Raw genomic sequence first — 1173 nt, 5'->3', positions numbered from 1 at the left:
TAGCAACTGTGTTTAAGCGGCGGAGCTAATGCGCCATGGCAGGCCTGTTTTGAGGACGGCGTTGGCGATTGTGATGAGACGCCGTGCGATAGCGACGATCACCAGTTTATGTGGCTTACCCCGCTGTTTCATGCGTTTGGCGACAGCTTTCAGAACAGGATTATGGCAGGCAGCTGCCAATCCTGCTTGGAACAGGACGTGACGGAGAGATCTTCTTCCCCCTGAAATGACACGTTTCCCCCGCATCGCGCCACTATCGTGAGCCATTGGTGCAAGTCCGGCCATGGCAGCAGCTTCTGTCGCCGTCATACGGCCGAGTTCCGGCATTTCTGCGAGAAGCATGGAGACTGATACCGGGCCGATACCAGGAATGGAGCGGAGAAGTTCTGCTTTCGCGGAGAGTTCTTCTGCCTCTGCGATAACGCTTTCAATCCGTTGTTCGAGCTCGCTGATCTGGCTTTCGAGAAATGCTTTGAGACTGCTGTCCATGTCCTCCAGTTCAGCGCTCACACCCTGCTTGCGGCGCGCCGAAATCTGGGCAGAAAGCCGTTTACGTGCCTCCACCATCTGAGCTCTGCGCACCGTCAGTGCCCGCAGAAACTGGAGTTTTACATCCGGCAGTGTTCGTCCTGCTTCTGGACGAAAAGCCATAAAGCGCGCAATCAATTCCGCATCGATCTGATCGGTTTTCGCGCGTTTCCCCATGGAGAGTGCGAAAGCTTTGATCTGTGCAGGAGGCAACTGGACTGCATTGAGTCCCATACTGATGAGAAGACGCCAGAGTGCCCATTCCTGTCCACCGGTGGCTTCAAACCCAATTTTGAGACCGTCCGGCATACTCTGAAGAGTTTCCAGTAATCTGGCATGGCCATCAGGTGAATTCTGAAAACGAAATCTCTGCTTTTCTGGCAGGCAAAAGCCATCGAGCCAGTCTCGGGACACGTCTATTCCAATGACGGTTTGCGCAGACATATCACTCTCTCTTTCTTATGTTCGCGGTCCCGAAAGCGGGCCGCCGTCAACTGTTCGAGACGGTGAAGAGAGGCGAGATCAGCCTGCTAGAAAACGTGGTCAGGCTACCAGGTGTTAAGCGCTGTATCTCACCTCATGAACGCCCCTGGCCAGGGGCGTTCATGAGGTCATCATAACAGGCTGGAAACACATAAGGTGTTT

1 protein-coding gene is annotated in these 1173 nt (G+C 54.2%); it reads right to left on the bottom strand.

Annotation, left to right across the window (positions count from 1 at the left end; genetic code table 11):
* Positions 1-12: 12 nt before the first annotated feature.
* Positions 13-972 carry an IS110 family RNA-guided transposase gene (locus GJA01_RS15065; protein WP_062021936.1) on the bottom strand — a complete coding sequence of 320 codons (960 nt, stop codon included), beginning with the start codon at positions 970-972 and terminating at the stop codon, positions 13-15.
* Between the last annotated feature and the right edge of the window lie 201 nt (positions 973-1173).

It is taken from the genome of Gluconobacter japonicus (assembly GCF_002723975.1).
Classification (GTDB): Bacteria; Pseudomonadota; Alphaproteobacteria; order Acetobacterales; family Acetobacteraceae; genus Gluconobacter; species Gluconobacter japonicus.
This window is presented reverse-complemented; position numbering and strand designations above follow the sequence as displayed.